We start from the raw sequence: 19,171 nt of genomic DNA on the forward strand, positions 1-19,171 counted from the left end.
ATACGGACAACTGGCGTAGTATCTGTTTATCCGTTTCAACGAAAATTATACACATGAAAACGGCGGCGCCGCAAGCGGCAAGCGGCGCGAGCCTCACATTTACGCCCTGCGGCGGCTTAAATGCACGAACGTGACGGTCAGCGCAAGCACCAGCACGGCCCCTTTTATGATGTCGGTCGTGTAATACTGGACGTGCAGCATCGTCAAGCCGTTGATCAGAATGCCCGTCAAAACGGCCCCGACGAAAGTCCCGATAATGTTCGGGCGCCCGGCGCCGAATACGGAGTAGCCCACGAATACTGCCGCGACTGCGTCCATCAGCATCGGCGCGCCTGCGTCGATCTGCCCGGAGCCGACGCGCGCGGTATACAGGATTCCGCCGATGGCGGCGAAGACGCCCGAAGCGACGTACGCCCAGGCGCGGACGCGGCGCACGCGGACGCCGGACAAGCGCGCGGCTTCCTCGTTGCCGCCGGTCATTGTCGTCCGGCGGCCGAAACGCGTGTACTTCATGAACACGTGCGCGCCGATCACCGCCAGAACCATCAGGATGACCGGGAACGGTACGCCGAGCAGCTTGCCTTGGCCGATCCACAGAAAATCGGGATTCATGACGCCGGGCGCTTTGGTGCCGTCCTGGAACTGCATATTGTTGTAGATCGAATACCCCTTCGTATAAGTCTTGTGGATGCCGCTCACGATGTACATGACCGCCAGGGTGGCGAGCAGGTCGGGAATCCGGACCTTGACGATCAGGAAGGCGTTGAGCAGGCCCACGACGGCGCCGATGAGCAGCGGCACGATCAGCACGACCGCCAGCGGCAGCTCGTACCAGATCATCATCGTCGCCGTCGCGACCGTCGTCAGGGACACCGTCGAGCCGACGGACAAGTCGAAGCCGTCGACCGTAAGCGAGATCGTCACGCCGATCGCCACGAAGGTGAGAATCGAGATCGAACGCAAAATGTCCACGAGATTCGAATACGTGAAGAAGTACTCGTTGCGAAGCGAAAAAAACAAGATGACGAGCCCGATAAAAATAAGCGCGCCGTATTTGTAAGAAAACTGCAGCAACCGATTGTTCACGCCATATCCTCCTTGCCTGCGCTCGCGTAATAAAGAAGCTCTTCCATGGTGACGCCGCCGCGGTCGAACTGCTTGACGATGGCGCCGTCGCACATGACGAGGATGCGGTCCGCGAGCCCCAGCGCCTCTGCGAATTCGCAGGTCAAGTAAAGAACGCCCTTGCCCGCCGCCGCCAGCTCGCCGATGATGCGGAAAATGTCGCGTTTCGCCCCGATGTCCACGCCTTTGGTCGGCTCGTCGAACATAAACACTTCGGCGTCGGTCGACATCCATTTGCCGATCGCGACTTTTTGCTGGTTACCGCCGCTTAAATAGCCGACGAGTTGGCCCGTCGAAGCCGTGCGGATGCCTAGCCTTCCGATCGTGCCTTCCGCGTGCCGGCGTTCAGACAGTCTTGAGAGAAAGCCGAGCGCGCCGCTGAGCTGCTTCAGAATCGGCAGGCTCAAGTTATGAAGGACCGAGGAACCGACGAGGATGCCCTCTTTGCGGCGTTCCTCCGGCACGAGCGCGATGCCCGAGCGGAGCGCGTCCGCAGGCGATGCGATGTTCGCCGTTCCGCCCCCGACCTTGACCGCGCCACGATCGGCGGGATCCGCTCCGAACAGCAGCCGCGACAGCTCCGTCTTGCCCGCGCCGACGAGGCCGACGACGGCGACGATCTCGCCGCGGCGAACGTTCAGGCTCACGCCTCGCACGCGGTGTCCCGCGGCGATGTCCTCGACCTCGAGCAGCGTCTCGCCGATCGGCACGGCCGCCTTCGGATATTCCTCTTCGAAGCTGCGGCCGAGCATCGCGCGGACGATGTCGCCCGGTTCCACCGCCCCGGCCGGTTCGGACAGCACGACCTTGCCGTCGCGCATGACCGTGATCCGGTCGCTGACCTGTTTGACTTCGGGCAGCCTGTGGGAAATGAATACGATGCCGATGCCCTGTTTTTTCAGCTCGTCCATAATGCCGAACAGGCGGTCCGCCTCCTCCAGACTAAGCGGGGCCGTGGGCTCGTCGAGAATGACGAACTTCGCCTCCTGCACGAGAAGCCTGGCGATCAGCACGATCTGCTTTTCCGCCAGCGTAAGCTCGTCTGCCCTCCGCGTAACCGGGATGCGCGATCCGATCCGGGCGAGCACCGCCTCCGCTTCCCGGCCGATCGCGGACCAGTTCATCCACATCGAACCCTTGCCGGCGGCGATCCGGTCGAGCATCATGTTCTCGGCTACGGTGAGATGCGGCACGAGCGAAGTATCGACTTCCTGGTAGACGCAGTGAATGCCCTCCGCCTTGGCGTCCGCCGGGGAGGCGATCGACAGCTCGCGAGCTCCGATCCGGATCGTGCCCCCGTCCGCCGCGTAAGCGCCCGACAGGATTTTCATCAGCGTGCTTTTGCCGGCGCCGTTCGCGCCGAGCAGCGCGTGCACTTCTCCCGGCCGCAGCGTAAAATCGACGCCGCCGAGCGCGCTGACGCCGGCGAACGACTTCGAAATATCGTTCATCGCTAATTGTAAGGCGACGCTCATAGCCGCTCCCCCCCTCGCGCATTTCCTTCCGATCGCAATACAGGACGGCGCGGTCAGAATCCCGCGCCGTCCTCGTCCATGACTTATTTTACTTGGCGCCGACGGATTGCTCAAGCGCCTTGAGGTATTCCGTATTGCCGGTGTCGCTCTCGCCCCATCCGTCCACGTATTGGGACAGATCGGCGGTCGTTACTTTTTTTGTCCGTTGGCAGCGCGTCGCGGCTTACGTATACGGAGTCAAGCTGAACCGTCGGCGGCGTGTCGTCGCCATGGAGCTTCTGGTACAGGTAACGGACTTGGACTTGACCGATCGAAGACGGATCGACGGCCGCCGAAGCGACCCAAGGGCTCGTCGGATCCTGGATGAGCGCGAGATCCTCGTCGCTCAGGTCGATGCCGTAAATCTTGATCTCGTCGCGTCCGGCTTGCTTGACGGCGTTCGCGGCGCCTTTGGCGAATTCATCCCAGGCCGCCCAGATGGCGGTGATGCTGCCCTTTTCCGGATATTGCTTGAGAATCGCTTCGGTCTTCGTCTGCGCGTCCAGCTGCGCGCCGTCCGCGGTGCCGTAGGACGTGAGTTCCTTAATGTCCGGGTTGGCGTCCAGGAATGCCTTGTAGGCGATCTGGCGGGACTCCATCGGCGGGAAGCCGGCGACCCAGATTTTCACGATGCTGCCCTTGCCGCCCGAATCCTTCGCGAGCGCCGCAAGCGTCTGCTCGGCCATCTTCTGGTCGTTCTGCGCGATGCTCGTGACGCCGGCGTTGGTGAGGCCGGAGTCGAACGCCACGACCGGAATGCCCGCCGCGATCGCCTTGTCGACGCCGCCGGTCAACGCGCTTGCGTCGCCGTGATCGATCAGAATGCCGTCGTACTTCTGGGTGACGGCGGCATCGAGGTTCGTCGCCATGACGTCGAGCTTGTTGTCGGAAGGAATGACCGTCAATTTGCCGCCGAATTTTTCGACTTGCTTTTTTGACGCCGTCGACGTATTGGGCGGAAAAGGTGCCCGTGTTAAGGCGCATGATAAGCGCGATCTTCTTGCCCTTCAGCGCGTCGGCTTCTCCGCCCGCCTCGGAAGCGGAAGGCGATGCCGATACGGATGCGGACGGCGATGCCGACGCCGAGCCGCCGGACGCCGCGTTGTTGTTGTTTTTGTTGCCGCAAGCGGCCAGGAGCAGCACAAGCGCCAACGTCAGCGCGAGCCAGGTCCCAAAACGAAATTGCTTTTTCACTAGAATGGCCTCCCTAATCTATTAGATCCTTCTGATAAATTAATATAAGGACTATTTCCAAGTATGTCAATTGGTATTTAAGATTATTAATGACACTTATGCGAAAACATACACAAGAATCTATTTTAGGCGAACGATGTCGATTTAACAAGAATAAAATAAGAATCTGTCAAAACCCGAACGGGTTGGATCCTCGCCATGCAAAAAGCCCGCGCGCCTTAACCGGCGCGCGGGCTTTTTGCATTTAAAGGATAATGGCGATAAGTCCGCCCGAGCCTTCGTTGATAATCCGGCCGAGCGTTTCCTGAAGCTTGTAGCGGGCATTGTCCGGCATCATGGCGATCTTGCCCTGGATGCCTTCCCGCACGATCGAATGCAGCGAGCGACCGAAGATGTCGGAATCCCAGATCTTGATCGGATCCTTCTCGAAGTCCTGCATGAGGTAGCGCACGAGCTCCTCGCTCTGTTTTTCCGTGCCGATGATCGGCGCGAACTCGGACTCCACGTCGACGCGGATGAGGTGGATCGAAGGCGCCGTCGCCTTGAGCCGTACGCCGAAGCGCGAGCCCTGCCTGATCAGCTCCGGCTCGTCGAGCTGCATCTCCGCCAGCGTCGGCGCGGCGATACCGTAGCCGGTCGTCTTCACCATCTCGAGCGCCTCCGCGAATCGGTCGTACTCCCGCTTGGCGTGAGAGAATTCCTGCATCAGCTGGAGCAGATGGTCTTTGCCGCGAATTTCCGTGCCGACGACTTCCTGGAGGATGCGGTCGTACAATTCGTCCGGTGCGTACAGGTCGATCTCCGCGACGCCTTGCCCCATATTAAGCCCGCTCAGGCCGGCGCGATCGACGAAGTCGTACTCGAGGAATTGCGAGACGACCCGGTCTACATCGCGCAGCCTGCGAATGTCGCGGACGGTGTCGCGAACCGAATTTTCATAGCTCGAACGCAGCCAGTGCTGCTCCTGCAGCACCATGACCCAGCTCGGCAGGTTGACGTTGACTTCGTGAACGGGGGAACTCGTAAAGCACCTCGCGCAAAACGCCGAGCACTTCGTCTTCTCCCATCGACGCCACGCTCAGCGTGATGGCGGGAATATCGTACTTGGCGGCAAGCTCCGCGCGAAGCGCCAGCGCTTCCTCGCTCTTCGGCCTCGTCGAGTTGACGATCAGCACGAACGGCTTGCCAACCTCCTTAAGCTCTGCGATGACGCGCTCCTCCGCCTCGACGTACGAGCTGCGCGGAATTTCCGCGATCGTGCCGTCGGTCGTCACGACGACGCCCAGCGTCGAATGCTCCTGGATGACCTTGCGCGTGCCGATCTCGGCCGCTTCCTGGAAAGGAATCGCTTCCTCGAACCAAGGCGTCGTAATCATGCGAGGACCGTTCTCGTCCTCGTAGCCTTTGGCGCCCTCGACTGCGTAGCCGACGCAGTCCACAAGCCGGACGTTGACCTCGAGGCCCTCGCCCACCTTGATCTGTACGGCGTTGTTCGGCACGAACTTGGGCTCCGTCGTCATGATCGTACGACCCGCCGCGCTCTGCGGCAGCTCGTCGACCGCCCTGACGCGATCCGCTTCATGTGCGATGTTCGGCAGCACGACCGTTTCCACGAATCGTTTGATAAAGGTCGATTTGCCTGTCCGGACGGCGCCGACGACCCCGAGGTAGATGTCGCCGCCCGTACGCTCGGCGATATCTTTGAAAATATCCACTTTTTCCACTTAGATTCCCTCCCCCTTCGTAATCGCGAAGCCTGCGGTTCCGTCAGCGCGACGGACTCGTACATGAACTTGGACTAGTATCATTGTATGTGCCATGCCCGCGAATATGACGACGGGTATTAATTTTTAAAGCGCCCCGCCCGCCGTTCGCTCATCCAAATGATCTTATGTCGGGAAAAGGTCGCCTATGTCCGAAGAAGCAACAAAAAAAACCGTTCCGCCGGCGGAACGGTTCGGCTTGACATCAAGGCTGCCGACGCCTATTTGAGAAATGCCCGCGGCTCTCCGCCGGCTAACCGGTATATCGGCGATTTGACGGGCACGTAAAACGATTCGTCCGCCAGCAGCGCGCGTAAATCGTCGGACCCGTCCGGCTTGGTCTCGGACTTTTCCAGCGCTTTGACGATGTCGATGCCGTAATCCGCATAAACGGTGCTGCCCGGGTCGATCATGAGTTCAAGCACCCGGCCCGTATACATACTGCGTATCGCTGGATCATCGATGCCGAGCGCCTTGTAATCGATGGCGCGAAAGTCCGGATAACGCTCGTCCGATACGGGCTGTTTCCCTTTATGCTTGAGCACGTAAGCGTTCACCTTCGACTGGACCGTGCCGATCGCCTGATAGACCGCAACATCCAGAAGCTTCACTTTCGGATCTTTTTCCTCGTCGATGATGAGAAATTGGTTCGAGCCTCCGCTCTCGAAAGCTTCCTTCGGAATATCCGTTACGTAGCCCATCCGCTTCAGCTTGGCAAAATCCAGTCGGAACTTCTCGTATTGCGGCGTTCCCTCCGACGCATTCTCGATCGGCAGCAGCCCCGTATCCTTGCGGTAGCTGTCCACCGCGGCCTGGACGGCGTTCACCGCTTCTTTGGCGGACAACTGATTCGAAGGCGTGTATTCGTCCGGATACAGGCAGCCTGCCAGCGGCAGCAGCGCCAGCGCGACCGCGAGCATCGCTGCGCGCTTGGCCGCCAACCGTGCGTTAATGATCCATTGCGATCTGTTCAAATCTAAAAGCCCCCCCGTGTTCGCCTTCTGTATCGGCTTTTCGTTTACCAGAGATCGTCCGAGCGCTGTCGCTCGAGCTGCCGCCGGACGGCCGCTTTAAGCGGGTCCTCGGGAACCTCGACCCGAATCGAGCGACGGACCCGCGCCTGGCAGGACAGCCTGACGCCTTGCTCCAGCAGCGGCCCGAGCTTGCGCCGCTCGGCCTCCGTCGGCGGCGCGAGGGCGTCCGCATACGCCGGCGGCACCTCCACCTTGCACATGAGGCAGCCCGCCACGCCGCCGCACCGCGTGCGCACCGGCGCCCTCGCCCGCCTCGCCGCTTCGAGCAGCGTCGTGCCTGACCAGACGCTCGCGACCTGCCCTTCCGGTCCGAATTCGACCTCGCAGCCGCCTTTATCGCCCATCTTGCGCGCCCTCCTCCTGCTTCGGGTCCGTCAGCCGCGCCAGCTCGTCCATGATGCGTTCGGACAGCGATTGCCTCGCGGCAAGCCGCCGAAGCGCAAGCAGTTGGTCCCCACGATCTTCCCGGAGCAGTCTTGCGGCCTCGGTCGCCCGGTCCCGGCGTTCGCGGAGCAGGTTAAATATCAGTTCGTGTCCAAGCGGCATCAGACGGATCGGTCGGGCGCTTCCCGCGGGCGTCCAATCGTCGCCATGATCGTAAAGGAAAGCGTCGACTTCCGTCCGATATCGAGAGCCGGGCGCTCGAATCTCGAAGTCGCCGACAAGCTCGATCGCGACGCCGCCGTACCGGTAGCGGGACAGCAGCGACCGGTATCGCCCCGTCTCGTCCCACGCCGGCGTCTCTACGACCCACCCGGCGACCCGATCATGCAAAGCGGCGACCGAGGCCGCGTCCGCATAAATGTCCAAGTCTCTTGGCGCCGCGGCAAGCCGCGCTCCGCGAAGCGCGAGACCGGCGCTGCCGCCGACGAGCCATCGCGCGCCGCAGCCTTCCGTCGATGCCGCAAACGCAGACAGCGCTTGCAGGATGCCCTCTCCCGCTCCTACGATCGGCATGGTCGTCAGCTCCTTAGAAGTACGTCCGATTGACGGCGGAGATCGCGCCGCCGGCGTTCGCGACGCGCGCCTGGCAGCCGAGCCGATATCCCGCGTCCAGCTCGTCCGGACCGAGGCGGTCCCATTCGGCATCGGTCGATTCCGCCAGGTGCTCGCCGCCTTCCGTGACGAGGCAACGGCAGCGCGCGCAAGTCCCTCTCGAACAGTTGAACTGCCAATCGGCACCGGCCGCGAGCGCAAGCTCGAGCAGCGTAGCGCCGACGCGCGGCTCGGTTTGCCTTTCGATCGTCCTACCTTTTAATGTCAGCATCGCCAATCCTCCGGCCCGATTCTTCGTTGTCAAACGATCGATATAAGTCCGCATACCATGCCCACGAGCAGCATGACAAAAGAGACAAAAGAAATGGCGAAGCGCAGCGCGCCCTTCGTTTTTGCCCTCGCGAGCATGATCAGCACCGCAGACAGCACCATCAGTCCGATGCCGACGAACGACACCCACATTTTCATCATCGGATCCATTGCGCGCAAACAGTCCCTTCCCTTACCCTGCAGCTATATGTATGACGATGGTCGTTGCGCGCCTGGACGCGATCGACCGATTTTCGATGCTATAAAACGGAACATATTATACCACAATATCGGTCGACAATCGCGTATGCCGGCAAAAATGAACAAAACCGCCATGGCTTGGCCTTGGCGGACTGTCGTTGCTATTTGAAAATCTTGACTCTTTCGTCGAGCGGCTTGTACGTTTTCTCCCCCGGCTGCGCGACCGGTTTGCCGAACGGCATCTGCGCAATGAGCAGCCAGCTGTCCGGCAGCCCCCACGTTCGCTTCACCTCTTCGTCGACGAGCGGATTGTAATGCTGCAAGGAAGCGCCGTACCCTTCGGTCTCGAGCGCCGTCCACACGACGAACTGATGCATGCCGGAGGAATGCGCCGACCATTTCGGAAAATTGTCTTTGTACGATGCGAATTGCCGCTGCAGATCCTCGATGACCGTCTGATCCTCGAAAAACAGCACGGTGCCGTAGCCTGCGGCGAACGCGTTCATTTTGTCCTGCGTCGCCTTGAATTGCTCGGGATCGGCGACGACTTTGCGAAGCGTCTCCGCCGTGATATTCCAAAACTTTCTGTGCTCCTTTTTCAACAGCAGCACGACTCTGGCGCTCTGGGAGTTGAACGAAGACGGCGTATGCTTCACCGCTTCCATGATGATCTCCTCGATTCGCTCGTCCGGAACGATCGCTTCGTCGTTGATGCCGTAAAAGCTCCGACGCTGTCTGACGGCTGTCAGAAAGTGGTCGCGGACGTTCGCGTCCGTTATCATGGCAGTTAGCATCCCCTTCCGGCCATAGGTTGTGAATTGTTTCTGCTTCAGGTTGCCCGATTGCGCGAATTCAATGAATGGGATGCTTCGCCAGTCCGACGCCGCGAGAGCAGATGCGCCAAACGCCGCAAAAGCCCCGCTTCCTTTGAAAGGAAAGGGGCTCTTGCGGGTTCGGTCCTTATTTTTTGAGCATCATTTTCATGAGTCCTTCGAGATTGCCGATGTTAAATCCGCTCTTTTTTTACGGCGCCTACGATCTCCTTGATCGTGTCTTCCGACACCGGCACGCCCGCCGCGCTCGATACCTGCTTGATCAGCTGACGGATTTGCGCTTCGTTCTGCATGATGTCCGGGGACACCTTTTGCGCGATTTTTTTGAGCGAAGCTTCCGATACGGGCTTGCCCGTCTTCTTGCTTACCGAGTTCAGAACATCCTTGGAAATCTTCTTGTCCATGCTTCCCCCTCCTCCGCAGCTCATGCTTTGTATCCTATGAGGTACGGGGGAAGGCGGTGTGGGCGGGCTCGCAGACAATTGCGTATAGCTTGCAAGGCTCGTTATGTACGGTTAAAAAGAACGGTCTCTTCGATCTCGTGCGTGCGCACTCTTCCCATGAGCGCTTCGACCGCTTGCAGCGGAGGCTTGCCTTCGAACAGCACGGCGTGAAGCTGTGCCGTGATCGGCATTTCGACGCCGTACTGGACCGCGAGCTTGGACGCAGCCTGCGTCGTACGGACGCCCTCTACGACCATCCCGATTCGCTCTTGAACCTCCTCGTGGCCGAGCCCCTGCGCCAGCAGCTCGCCCGCGCGATAGTTCCGGCTGTGCCTGCTCGTGCACGTCGCGATCAAGTCGCCGACGCCCGCAAGACCGGCAAAGGTGAGCATATGGGCGCCCATGGCCGAACCCAGACGTCCGATCTCGGCCAGACCGCGGGTGACGAGCGCGGATTTGGCGTTGACGCCGAAGCCGAGACCGTCCGACAGTCCCGCGCCGAGGCCGATGATGTTCTTGATGGCGCCGGCGGTCTCGGCGCCGATATAATCGGGGTTCGTGTAAACGCGGAAATAGGCGTCGTTGATAAACAGGTCCTGGGCGGCTTCCGCTTGACCCAGCTCGCTCGCGGCAACGACGACGGTCGTCGGCAAGCGGAGAACGACCTCTTCGGCATGGCTCGGCCCGGACAGCACGACGATGGAGCCTTCGGGGCGTCCCAGCTCCTCGGAGAGCACCTGGGACATCCGTTTTAAGCTGCCCGTCTCGAAGCCTTTGGTCGCATGGACGATGAGCGCCTCCGGTTTGAGATGCGGCATGGCCGCCTTCGCCACCTCGCGCATGGCCGACGACGGCGCCACGAACACGACGGCGTCCGCATCGCGGCACGCCTCGGCCATGTCCATCGTCGCGCGCAGCGTCTTCGGCAGCTCGGCCTCCTTCAAGTACTTCCGATTCGTACGGGATTCGTTGATCTCTGCCGCTTGGGCGGCGCCGCGCGTCCATACTGTCACTTGGTGACCGTTGTCCGCGAGCACGCAAGCCAGCGCCGTGCCCCAGCTGCCGGCTACCAGGACGGTAACTTGGCTAGATGCCATGCGAATCCTCCTTCTTTTTGGCGCCGATTTTGTTCTCGGTGCCGTTCATCAGCTTGACGATGTTTTTGCGGTGGCGGAGGATGGCAAGCAGCGCCAGCACGAGCGCGCCCCAAAAAACGGGGCCGATCTCGCCGGCCAAGCCGAGTATGACCGGCACGAGCGCGGCGAACACCATCGATCCTAGCGAAACGTATCGGGTAATGACGATAAGGACGATCGCAACGACGCCCGCGGCGACGACCGGCAGCGGCGCCAGATAGATGAGCGCGCCGACGGTCGTCGCGATTCCCTTCCCGCCTTTGAAGCGGAAATAAAGCGGCCAGTTGTGACCGGCGATCGAAGCCAGGCCGCAAGCGACCGCGAGCCAGGATCCTTGCTCGCCCGCGATCGCCTGGCCGACGGCGACGGCGACGAGTCCTTTGGCGATGTCCAGCAGAAACACGGCGATCGCCGGCCCTTTGCCGAGCACGCGAAGCGTATTCGTCGCGCCGGCATTGCCGCTTCCGTGCTGGCGGATATCGATCTTGCGGAGCCAGCGGGCGAATAAAATGCTGAAGGAGACGGAACCGAGCAAATAACTGACGACAACGGCGATGACGGCTGGCAGCAAAACGGTTCTCTCCTATTCCTGATCGGACTTGCGACGTGTAAAGAGGCGCAGCGGCGTGCCCTCGAAGTCGAACGCGGCCCGAATCTTGTTTTCCAAATATCGCTCGTACGAGAAATGCATCAGTTCCGGATCGTTCACGAAAATAAGAATCGTCGGCGGCTTGACCGATACTTGCGTGGCATAGTTCACGCGCAGCCTCCGACCCTTGTCGGTCGGCGGCGGGGTGATCGCCACCGCGTCCGCGACGATGTCGTTAAGCAGGTGCGTGGGCACCCGCATCGCATGCTGCTCGGCGACGCGGTCGATGACGGGCAGCAGCCGATGCAGCCTCGACTTCGTCAGCGCGGACAGAAATACGATCGGCGCATACGACATGAAGAGGAAGTGATCGCGGATCGAATTGGTAAAGTGTTGCATCGTCTTATCGTCTTTATCGACGACGTCCCACTTGTTGACGACGAAGACGGACGCCTTGCCCATTTCGTGCGCGTATCCGGCAATGTGCTTGTCCTGCTCGATGATCCCCTCTTCGCCGTTAATGACGACGAGCACGACGTCCGCGCGCTCGATCGCCTTCATCGAACGCATGACGCTGTATTTCTCGGTCGTCTCGTAAACCTTGCCCCGCTTGCGCATGCCCGCGGTATCGATCAAGACGTAGCGCTGGTCGTCCTTGGCGAACGGCGTATCGATCGCGTCGCGGGTCGTGCCCGCGATCTCGCTGACGATGACGCGCTCCTCGCCCAGAATGGCGTTCACGAGCGAGGACTTGCCGACGTTCGGGCGCCCGATCAGGGCGACCTTGATAACGTCGTCGTCGTATTCCTGATCTTCGCCGGCGGGCAGACGATCCACGCAAGCTTCCAGCAGGTCTCCGATGCCGATGCCGTGCGAGCCGGACAGCGCGATGGGATCGCCGAAGCCGAGGCTGTAAAACTCGTAAATATCGTCCATCCGCTGAAGGTTGTCCACCTTGTTCACGGCAACGACGACCGGCTTGCCCGAACGGAACAAAATTTGCGCGACTTCCTCGTCCGCGTTCGTGACGCCGGACTTGGCGTCGGCCATGAACACGATTAGATCGGCTTCTTCGATCGCGAGCTCGGCCTGCATCCGCACCAGGCGCAGCATGCCGTCTTCGCCGTCGATCTCGATGCCGCCCGTATCGATCACGCTGAAGCTGCGGCCGCTCCATTCGCCGGTGCCGTAAATGCGGTCGCGCGTAATGCCCGGCTTATCTTCGACGATGGCCAGGCGGTCACCGATTATGCGATTAAAAATCGTCGACTTCCCTACGTTGGGTCGTCCCACGATGGCAATGACAGGTCTTGCCATGCTTTCACTCCTTAAAGGATTGCTCTGAATCATACAAAGAGTATCATAACAAAAATACCCCGCCTTGGCTAACGGTACCTGCGCCGGCGCTCTTCTGCGCGATCTTTTTAGTGCCTGTCGACGATCATATACAGGCCCTCCTTCAGTTTGTGCGCGGCGCAGTCCAAAATTTTTTCCAGCAAATTCGTCAAGTTTTGCAGCTCTTCCTCCGACTTCGCGATCAGTGCGGCCGAGCCTTCCGATACATTCGCCGGGTCCGTCGTGAGGAACATGACGATCTTAGCCATGGGCCGGTTCTCCCTTCGTTTTGTTCGCCTTCGTCGGTCTGCGGACGGCCGATTCGAGCAGCGGCACGTCGCGCATCGCTTTGAGCGCTTTCTGCTTGTCTTGTTCCCTTGGAAGCAGCAGCACGCCGAGCGCCCCTGTCTCCAGGTCGAGCTTCGCGATGGGCATAAGCGCCGGTTCGCCGTCGTCCCGATATACGCCGAGCCTTGTCGACAAATCGTGGAGAATCGCCTGCCTGAGCCCCAGGTTGGAGAGCGTAACTTTGGCGTCGTCGCTCACGGGCGAGAGCAAGAAGCCGATTGCCTGCTTGCGTACGAGGGCAAGATCGGCTTCGAGCCCCACGTTCATCATATAGATCGTTCCGACCGAGACGCTTGCGTTTTCCGCGATGACCGGGGCGAACGATACCTCCGCGATGTCTTTGATCGTTTTTCCTTTCATGAACCTCCATACGATCGCGATGCAAACGATGCCGAGCGGCACGCCCCAGATCCAGTCGAAAATCGTCGCCGCGAAGCTGACGAGCAGGGCAGTCGCGATCGACAAATAATTGCGTCCTTCGAAAACGACGGCAATGCCTTCGATATAGGTGGCGCCCCTGGGCACGAGCTCCTGGTGATCGATCGCGGTCAGCGTCCCCCGTTCCATGTTGCGCACTTCCCTGAACTGCTGTGCAGCGAGCGACAAAAACGTAATCGCCGTATAATCTTTGCTCATGAGCGCAGGAACGGCGACCGCGCCGAGCGCGCCGGCGATCAACCCCAGCGCGAGGTGAATGATTTTGCCGTGCGGATAGGCCGGATACTGCCTGTAATCGCTGCGAAGCATGAACACCCGAGCCAGAAAACCAAAAAGCGTTCCAAGCGTTACGCCGATCAGTTCGTGGTGGCCGGCCAGCCATTTTGCCGTAATCATGCCTTTCCCCTCCTCGCATAGAATCCCGTTCCATGCGTTAGTATGCGCAGCTTGAACGTCTTAAAAATATAAGCGACGGGACGCAAAAAAAGCGCTGCAGGATACTCCTGCAGCGCCTAGCGTTCTTATAGATCGAACTTACTTGAACTTGCTCAGCTTGTCGCCGAACTTCTCGGCAAGCGTAAAGCTCATGCTCTCCGGAGCCGGGATGTTCGCTTCTTCGCGTCTGCCTCTCGATTCGCGCGGCGCGCGCTCAGGTTGAGCAGGCGCTTCTTCGGTCTCTTTGATGGAGAGCGATACGCGTTTCTCGGCCGGGTTGAAGTCCAAAATTTTCGCTTGAACTTCCTGACCTTCCTTCAGCACTTCATGAGGCGTAGCGACGTGGCGGTGCGCGATCTGGGAGATGTGCACGAGGCCTTCGACGCCAGGCGCGATCTCGACGAATGCGCCGAAGCTCACGAGACGCTTCACGACGCCCGTCACGATATCGCCGGCATTGAATTTGCCGTTGACCGATTCCCAAGGACCCGGTTGAGCGGCCTTGATGCTCAGCTTGATCTTGCCGATCGACGAGTCGACGCTCAGCACCTTGACGTTAACCTTTTGGCCTTCGGAGACGACGTCGGCCGGATGCGCGACGTGCGTCCAGGCGATCTCGGATACGTGAACCAAGCCGTCTACGCCGCCGATGTCGACGAACGCGCCGAACGGAGTCAGGCGTTGAACCGTACCTTCGAGCACTTGACCCGGCTGCAAGGCAGCCATGACCGTTTGCTTTTGCGCTTCGTACTCGGCTTCGAGCACTTCCTTGGCCGATAGAATCACTTTATTGTTTTCGCGGTCGATTTCCTTCACCTTGACGCGAAGGGTGCGGCCCTTGTAGTCGGAAAAGTCTTCGACGAACGTGCGCGCGACCATCGACGCGGGGATAAAACCGCGAGCGCCTACGTCGGCGACAAGACCGCCCTTGACGACGTCGGCGACCGTAACTTCGAATGCTTCGCCGCTGTCGAATTTGCTTTGGAGATCATCCCATGCCTTCGCGCCGTCGATTTGACGCTTGGAGAGGACGAGGCTGGCCTTTTCGTCGTTGATGCTGACGACCTTGGCTTCGACTTCCTGACCGATTTGCACGGCATCGGAAGCATTCTCCAAATTGACGTTGGAGAGCTCGCGGAGCGGGATGACACCGTCGTATTTATATCCAAGGCTTACATAAGCTTGGTTGTCTTCGATTTTAACGATGGTTCCCTTCACCGTATCGCCCTTCTTCAGCGATACGACGTTCTCCAGCGCGTCTTGCGTAACCGTCTCTGCGGCATTGTCGGCAGCGACAGGCTCCTGCGCGGCGGATTCCTGGACATTGATTTCTTCAGACATGGAAATAACCTCCTCAGTTCTACCACAACTTTATTTAAACCCGCAACGCGGGGTTTAAATCACTTAAGTATAAAAATAGGACGAACGACCGTAGTATGCGCCGGAAGAATTAAATTATTGCGCGGGCTTGCCAGTGACCAGCATTTCTTTGATCTTCGACATCATCAGCTCGGTGGCGGCTTCCTGCGCCTCCGGCGAACCGTCTCCCGCCAGCTTCTCCATATCGAGCGGCGCGCCGTACACGGCCTTCATTTTAGTAAAAGGACGATAGCTGCCGACAAGCGCAACGGGCACCACGGCCGATCCCGCGCGAAGCGCCATGCTCATCGCGCCGCGCTTGCCCATGAGGCCGACGTCCTTGCGCGTCCCTTCGGGGAAGATCCCCATCACCTTGCCCTCGCGCAGAATGCCGATCGCCGTACGGATCGCCTCCTTGCTGACGCCGCCGCGCTTGACCGGAAACGCGCCAAGGTTCGTGATCATCGCGCCGAAGCCGGGAATGTTGAACAGTTCCGCCTTGGCCATATAGTGAACCTTGCGTTCGACGCCGATCCCGAGCGCGATCGGATCGAGGAGGCTCGTATGGTTGCTCGCCAGGATCACGCCGCCCTCGGCGGGAATCCGACCCGCGCCGATCGCTTCAAAGCGATATAGAAGCTTGAACAGGACTCTGAGCAGCATTCTCGCAAATCGGTAAAGCATCGGTCAATTCTCCCTTGCGCCGACCGTTTGCGCGGCCGCGAGGCCGAGCGATACGATCTCGTCCACGATCTCGGCGATCGAACGCCCCGTCGAATCGATCAGCAAGGCGTCCGGGGCTTGGCGCAACGGCGCGATATCGCGCTCGCTGTCCATCCGGTCCCGCAATGCGATCTCTTCTTCGAGCTGATCGAGCGTCACGCCGGGCTTATCCCCGAGCTCCAAAAACCTGCGCGTCGCGCGTTCCCTCGGAGACGCGGTCAAAAACACCTTGAGCTCGGCGTCCGGAAGCACGTGAGTCCCGATGTCGCGGCCGTCCATGACGACGCCTTTGGCGGCAGCCATCAGGCGCTGAAGCTCGGACATGCGCGACCGCACGCCGGCATTCGCGGAAACGAGAGAAACGGAAGCCGTGACCTCTCGCGTGCGGATCTGCCCTGTGACGTCGTCTCCGTCCGCCAATACGATCTGGCCTTCTTCGCCGGGAAGGAGCGAGATGTCCAGTCCCGTCGCGAGCGACGCAAGACCTTCCTCGTCGTTCGGACGAATGCCGCGAGCGATCGCGACATAGGTGACGGCGCGGTACATGGCGCCGGTGTCCACGTATACGTATCGAAGCGTACTTGCGACCAGCCTGGCGACCGTGCTCTTGCCCGCTCCGGCCGGTCCGTCGATCGCGATGTTGATGCGGTGCGGATAACGTTCATTCATGAAGTCGCAACAAGCCTCCTAGCGCGCACAAACGTTGATGCATCCGGTCGATAAGACAGGAGGTCCATCGGCCTGCGCCAAGGCGGAGACGAAGCTGTTCGGCAACGCCTGCATAAGCTTAAAACCAGCCGGCGACCGCCTGCACACGAATGAACAAATTATACCACAGCCTATATTCAGATGCAAAAAAAGCAAGCCGGACGGACAAGCGTCTATCCGGCTTCGTAGCGTATTCCTTCGGCGCGTTCGCCCGGGACGATCCACGCCCTGATCTCGGGTACGCGCAGGAGCAGCTGCGCGACAACGAGCAAGACGGCGCCGACGAGAACCGCCGCGCGCAGGAATCCGTCGAAGCGTTCCGCCGCCTGCCCCGCCTCCGTTTCCCGACGGCGTCTATTGCCGCTCATCGCGCCATCGCCCCGCTTTCGCTTAATCCTTCCTTCGTTCGAGCTGCTTTTCGAAGCAGTAACGGATGATCTTCTGCTGATCGGTATCCTGGATGTCCTGGAACCGCATCATGACCAGGTTGTGATGCGGTTCGACGGGCACGATCCGAACGATCTCGGCTTCGAACTGCGCATGCGAGACCGCGCCGGATCTATAGTTCAGCAGCAGCCAGCAGCTCGCTTTGACGTTCGGCGTAATCGGCCACTTGCGGTCGCATCTGAACGACACCCCGCCGCCGCCGACATCGTCCGTAAGCGCCGTAAAACGCAGCTTCTCCCCGAGCCGGACGGCGATCTCGAGCTGCGCCTCGACCCGAAGGAAGCTTCTGCGCTGTTCTCTCGTAATTTGATCGGGGTCAGGCTTCGGAACGACGAGTTGGCTGACGGCTTCGCGGCGAATCGAATGAACATGGGCGACGAACTGGTGCTTGACGCCCTCGGACGTAAAGTATGTAAGCCTGAGCTCGTCTCCGGGCTGGGTACGATGCAGTCTGCGCGTTTGTTCGTCCATCGGGATATCGACATACAAATAGCGGTCGTCCGCGTCCGTGACGCGCGATCTGAGCATGCCGGGGGCCTCGCCGTCGTTCGTCGCCGCATGGGGCTGAATGTAGAGCATTTGACCTATCTTGGGAAGCACGCTGCACCTCCTTGCGACTGCTGTATAATGCCGAATGACGCGAACTTCGCACTCGGTTCGCATTATCCTTTGCATTATAGCACGATCGCTTGTCCGGCGGCAGATGCTTGACGGTCAAAATATAGAAATCCGCCGGACCGGATTCCGGTCCGGCGGTTCAGGCAACGAGGTTACAAAATGGCTCTTGCCGAATCGGGAATCTGCTCCACCTTCTCTTCGATGCCCGTGCCGGCATTCACGAATATGCGATATTGCGAGCCGTTGATTTTGCCCGTATATTCATGGCACAGCACCTCTTTGTCCTCGTCGTTCTCGATGACGGCCAGACGATGGCCGCTCACCTCAAGCTTCGGATGAAGCGCGGACTTCGCTTTGGCTTCGTCGACGGTCGCTTGGCCGACGGCGATGCCGGCTTCGCGGTACACATGATCGGCCGCCTGGAGACCGACGGCCTCTCCGTTGTCCAGCGCGATGCGCACCGTCACTTTGTCCGGGTAGATCAATACGCCGTTTTGCTCGGCCACGAACGTAAAGACGGCGACATGATCGTATTCGTCGTACGTGACCGGCGTCATGGAGGGATAACCCTTGTCTTTCAAAAACGCGATCGCTTTTTCTTTTGCGGCCCCCACGCTCAGGCTCCGGCTTTTGACGACGCGCGGATTCATGTACCAGAGCAGCTTGCCGCCCTTGGCCGTAAAGTCCATGACGATACGCGACTTCTCGGACTTGGATGCGCCCTTGTCCGCGCTGACCGTAGCCGTATACGTCGGATGATCGGTTTTGGCCCCGTTTTCGGCGATGTGGATCTGGCGGCCGGCGGCTTGCGCGGAGATGCCCAGAAAATCGAGCGCATTGCGGCGCGCTTCCTCCGCGGTGATCCTCGGTCCGGAGACGTTGGCGCGCGCGCGCTGAATATGCTGGGAGGCGGACGAAGGTCCCCAGTCGTTCTCCGGATAGGCGGACACCTTCTTGTCTACGGTCTTGAAGCCGTCGATAATCGAGTTGTCGGCCGTCTGGTCGGCGCTGGCGATCGCGACTTCGACGTCCATCCACCTTAAATGGTCGGACAGGACCGCGTCCTGGACTTTGCCCAGCTCTTTGTTAATGTCGGCCGCTTTCGCGTAAAGGGACTGCATCGTCTGCGTTTCTTTCTCGGACAGCGGCTCCTTCGTCAAGTCCCTGACCGATGTCCGGTAAGCGAAATCGGAAATGCGGGCCAAAAAGTTTTCCGCCTGATTGAAAGGCAACAGCGCGAGAGGGAGCTGGTTCACTTCGTTTTGCGCCTGGCTCGTCAGCCGCCAGACGTTCACCAGACCCTTGCGCTGCATCCGATAGGAGGCGCTGTTGACCGCAAGCGTCTTGCCGAGCTGCTCCTGCAAGCTCCCCATATGATTCGTCAAATCGTGGAAGGCGCGCTGGTATTGGTTTTCCGCCTTGATCAGCACCGCGTTTTTCTCCTGATGCTCCTGGTATCCCCAAAAAACGGCCCCTGCGAACAGCAGCGCGCAAAGCGGAAACATGACTGCGCTCAAACGTTTGTACATGAAAAACGGCCCCTTTCATTCCCAGACTACGGATTGCCGTTAGTTTGGGTATGAGGAGCCGGCTTTATGCATGCGTTTCTTCGATGTCGAACCG

General features: G+C 60.0%; 19 protein-coding genes and 3 pseudogenes. All 22 read right to left on the minus strand.

What is annotated here, in order from left to right:
- Positions 1 to 99: 99 nt before the first annotated feature.
- On the minus strand, positions 100 to 1,086 hold the full coding sequence (locus OMP40_RS30235; protein WP_277536872.1) for an ABC transporter permease: 987 nt from the start codon (positions 1,084 to 1,086) through the stop codon (positions 100 to 102).
- Entirely contained in the window at positions 1,083 to 2,600 is a 1,518-nt protein-coding gene (locus tag OMP40_RS30240; RefSeq protein WP_277536874.1) for a sugar ABC transporter ATP-binding protein, read from the minus strand. The genes OMP40_RS30235 and OMP40_RS30240 overlap by 4 nt, the downstream gene beginning before the upstream one ends.
- An 88-nt stretch (positions 2,601 to 2,688) precedes the next feature.
- Positions 2,689 to 3,833 (minus strand): annotated as a pseudogene (locus OMP40_RS30245) (sugar ABC transporter substrate-binding protein).
- Positions 3,834 to 4,077: 244 nt separating this feature from the next.
- Positions 4,078 to 5,557 (minus strand): annotated as a pseudogene (spoIVA, locus tag OMP40_RS30250) (stage IV sporulation protein A).
- 260 nt (positions 5,558 to 5,817) lie between these two features.
- The gene (locus OMP40_RS30255; protein WP_277536876.1) at positions 5,818 to 6,570 is read right to left on the minus strand and encodes a hypothetical protein; all 753 of its coding nucleotides are present in this window, start codon (positions 6,568 to 6,570) and stop codon (positions 5,818 to 5,820) included.
- Between the two features lie 44 nt (positions 6,571 to 6,614).
- The gene (locus OMP40_RS30260; RefSeq protein ID WP_277536877.1) at positions 6,615 to 6,974 is read right to left on the minus strand and encodes a 2Fe-2S iron-sulfur cluster-binding protein; all 360 of its coding nucleotides are present in this window, start codon (positions 6,972 to 6,974) and stop codon (positions 6,615 to 6,617) included.
- Positions 6,964 to 7,587, minus strand: coding sequence for a hypothetical protein (locus OMP40_RS30265; RefSeq protein ID WP_277536879.1), 624 nt, complete (start codon positions 7,585 to 7,587; stop codon positions 6,964 to 6,966). Before OMP40_RS30265 ends, OMP40_RS30260 begins: the two co-directional genes overlap by 11 nt.
- 13 nt (positions 7,588 to 7,600) lie before the next feature.
- A complete protein-coding gene (locus OMP40_RS30270) occupies positions 7,601 to 7,897 on the minus strand; it encodes a 2Fe-2S iron-sulfur cluster-binding protein (RefSeq protein WP_277536881.1) in 297 nt (98 codons plus the stop codon).
- 29 nt (positions 7,898 to 7,926) lie between these two features.
- Complete coding sequence (locus OMP40_RS30275) at positions 7,927 to 8,106, minus strand: DUF2768 family protein (protein WP_277538131.1); 180 nt, start codon at positions 8,104 to 8,106, stop codon at positions 7,927 to 7,929.
- Positions 8,107 to 8,297: 191 nt separating this feature from the next.
- Positions 8,298 to 8,918, minus strand: a complete 621-nt coding sequence (locus OMP40_RS30280; protein WP_277536882.1) for a nitroreductase family protein — start codon at positions 8,916 to 8,918, stop codon at positions 8,298 to 8,300.
- 178 nt (positions 8,919 to 9,096) lie between these two features.
- Positions 9,097 to 9,373, minus strand: a pseudogene (locus tag OMP40_RS30285) (stage VI sporulation protein F).
- 101 nt (positions 9,374 to 9,474) lie between these two features.
- Entirely contained in the window at positions 9,475 to 10,509 is a 1,035-nt protein-coding gene (locus OMP40_RS30290; RefSeq protein WP_277536883.1) for an NAD(P)H-dependent glycerol-3-phosphate dehydrogenase, read from the minus strand.
- The gene (gene plsY / locus OMP40_RS30295; protein WP_277536884.1) at positions 10,499 to 11,119 is read right to left on the minus strand and encodes a glycerol-3-phosphate 1-O-acyltransferase PlsY; all 621 of its coding nucleotides are present in this window, start codon (positions 11,117 to 11,119) and stop codon (positions 10,499 to 10,501) included. Before plsY ends, OMP40_RS30290 begins: the two co-directional genes overlap by 11 nt.
- Before the next feature lie 12 nt (positions 11,120 to 11,131).
- Complete coding sequence (gene der / locus OMP40_RS30300) at positions 11,132 to 12,454, minus strand: ribosome biogenesis GTPase Der (protein ID WP_277536885.1); 1,323 nt, start codon at positions 12,452 to 12,454, stop codon at positions 11,132 to 11,134.
- 107 nt (positions 12,455 to 12,561) lie between these two features.
- On the minus strand, positions 12,562 to 12,741 hold the full coding sequence (locus tag OMP40_RS30305; RefSeq protein WP_277536886.1) for a capping complex subunit for YIEGIA: 180 nt from the start codon (positions 12,739 to 12,741) through the stop codon (positions 12,562 to 12,564).
- Positions 12,734 to 13,654: a YIEGIA family protein gene (locus OMP40_RS30310; RefSeq protein WP_277536888.1), complete on the minus strand. Its 921-nt coding sequence runs from the start codon at positions 13,652 to 13,654 to the stop codon at positions 12,734 to 12,736. The genes OMP40_RS30305 and OMP40_RS30310 overlap by 8 nt, the downstream gene beginning before the upstream one ends.
- Positions 13,655 to 13,792: 138 nt before the next feature.
- Entirely contained in the window at positions 13,793 to 15,034 is a 1,242-nt protein-coding gene (gene rpsA, locus OMP40_RS30315) for a 30S ribosomal protein S1 (RefSeq protein ID WP_277536889.1), read from the minus strand.
- A 114-nt stretch (positions 15,035 to 15,148) separates the two neighbouring features.
- Entirely contained in the window at positions 15,149 to 15,736 is a 588-nt protein-coding gene (locus tag OMP40_RS30320) for a lysophospholipid acyltransferase family protein (RefSeq protein ID WP_277536891.1), read from the minus strand.
- A 3-nt stretch (positions 15,737 to 15,739) separates the two neighbouring features.
- Positions 15,740 to 16,444: a (d)CMP kinase gene (gene cmk / locus OMP40_RS30325; RefSeq protein WP_277536893.1), complete on the minus strand. Its 705-nt coding sequence runs from the start codon at positions 16,442 to 16,444 to the stop codon at positions 15,740 to 15,742.
- 212 nt (positions 16,445 to 16,656) lie between these two features.
- Positions 16,657 to 16,851, minus strand: coding sequence for a hypothetical protein (locus OMP40_RS30330; protein WP_277536894.1), 195 nt, complete (start codon positions 16,849 to 16,851; stop codon positions 16,657 to 16,659).
- Positions 16,852 to 16,873: 22 nt separating this feature from the next.
- Positions 16,874 to 17,530 carry a flagellar brake protein gene (locus OMP40_RS30335; protein WP_277536895.1) on the minus strand — a complete coding sequence of 219 codons (657 nt, stop codon included), beginning with the start codon at positions 17,528 to 17,530 and terminating at the stop codon, positions 16,874 to 16,876.
- A gap of 170 nt (positions 17,531 to 17,700) precedes the next feature.
- Positions 17,701 to 19,077 carry a germination protein YpeB gene (ypeB, locus tag OMP40_RS30340; protein WP_277536897.1) on the minus strand — a complete coding sequence of 459 codons (1,377 nt, stop codon included), beginning with the start codon at positions 19,075 to 19,077 and terminating at the stop codon, positions 17,701 to 17,703.
- Positions 19,078 to 19,171: the final 94 nt, after the last annotated feature.

This window comes from Cohnella rhizosphaerae (genome assembly GCF_029525575.1).
GTDB lineage: Bacteria > Bacillota > Bacilli > Paenibacillales > Paenibacillaceae > Cohnella > Cohnella rhizosphaerae.

Coding starts and splice junctions, on each gene's coding strand:
- rpsA (WP_277536889.1), bottom strand. CDS start 15,034: ATGTCTGAAGAAATCAATGTCCAGGAATCCGCCGCGCAGGAGCCTGTC.
- OMP40_RS30270 (WP_277536881.1), bottom strand. CDS start 7,897: ATGCTGACATTAAAAGGTAGGACGATCGAAAGGCAAACCGAGCCGCGC.
- OMP40_RS30305 (WP_277536886.1), bottom strand. CDS start 12,741: ATGGCTAAGATCGTCATGTTCCTCACGACGGACCCGGCGAATGTATCG.
- OMP40_RS30320 (WP_277536891.1), bottom strand. CDS start 15,736: ATGCTTTACCGATTTGCGAGAATGCTGCTCAGAGTCCTGTTCAAGCTT.
- cmk (WP_277536893.1), bottom strand. CDS start 16,444: ATGAATGAACGTTATCCGCACCGCATCAACATCGCGATCGACGGACCG.
- OMP40_RS30275 (WP_277538131.1), bottom strand. CDS start 8,106: ATGGATCCGATGATGAAAATGTGGGTGTCGTTCGTCGGCATCGGACTG.
- OMP40_RS30330 (WP_277536894.1), bottom strand. CDS start 16,851: ATGAGCGGCAATAGACGCCGTCGGGAAACGGAGGCGGGGCAGGCGGCG.
- OMP40_RS30280 (WP_277536882.1), bottom strand. CDS start 8,918: ATGATAACGGACGCGAACGTCCGCGACCACTTTCTGACAGCCGTCAGA.
- OMP40_RS30260 (WP_277536877.1), bottom strand. CDS start 6,974: ATGGGCGATAAAGGCGGCTGCGAGGTCGAATTCGGACCGGAAGGGCAG.
- OMP40_RS30310 (WP_277536888.1), bottom strand. CDS start 13,654: ATGATTACGGCAAAATGGCTGGCCGGCCACCACGAACTGATCGGCGTA.
- der (WP_277536885.1), bottom strand. CDS start 12,454: ATGGCAAGACCTGTCATTGCCATCGTGGGACGACCCAACGTAGGGAAG.
- OMP40_RS30240 (WP_277536874.1), bottom strand. CDS start 2,600: ATGAGCGTCGCCTTACAATTAGCGATGAACGATATTTCGAAGTCGTTC.
- ypeB (WP_277536897.1), bottom strand. CDS start 19,077: ATGTACAAACGTTTGAGCGCAGTCATGTTTCCGCTTTGCGCGCTGCTG.
- OMP40_RS30290 (WP_277536883.1), bottom strand. CDS start 10,509: ATGGCATCTAGCCAAGTTACCGTCCTGGTAGCCGGCAGCTGGGGCACG.
- OMP40_RS30265 (WP_277536879.1), bottom strand. CDS start 7,587: ATGCCGATCGTAGGAGCGGGAGAGGGCATCCTGCAAGCGCTGTCTGCG.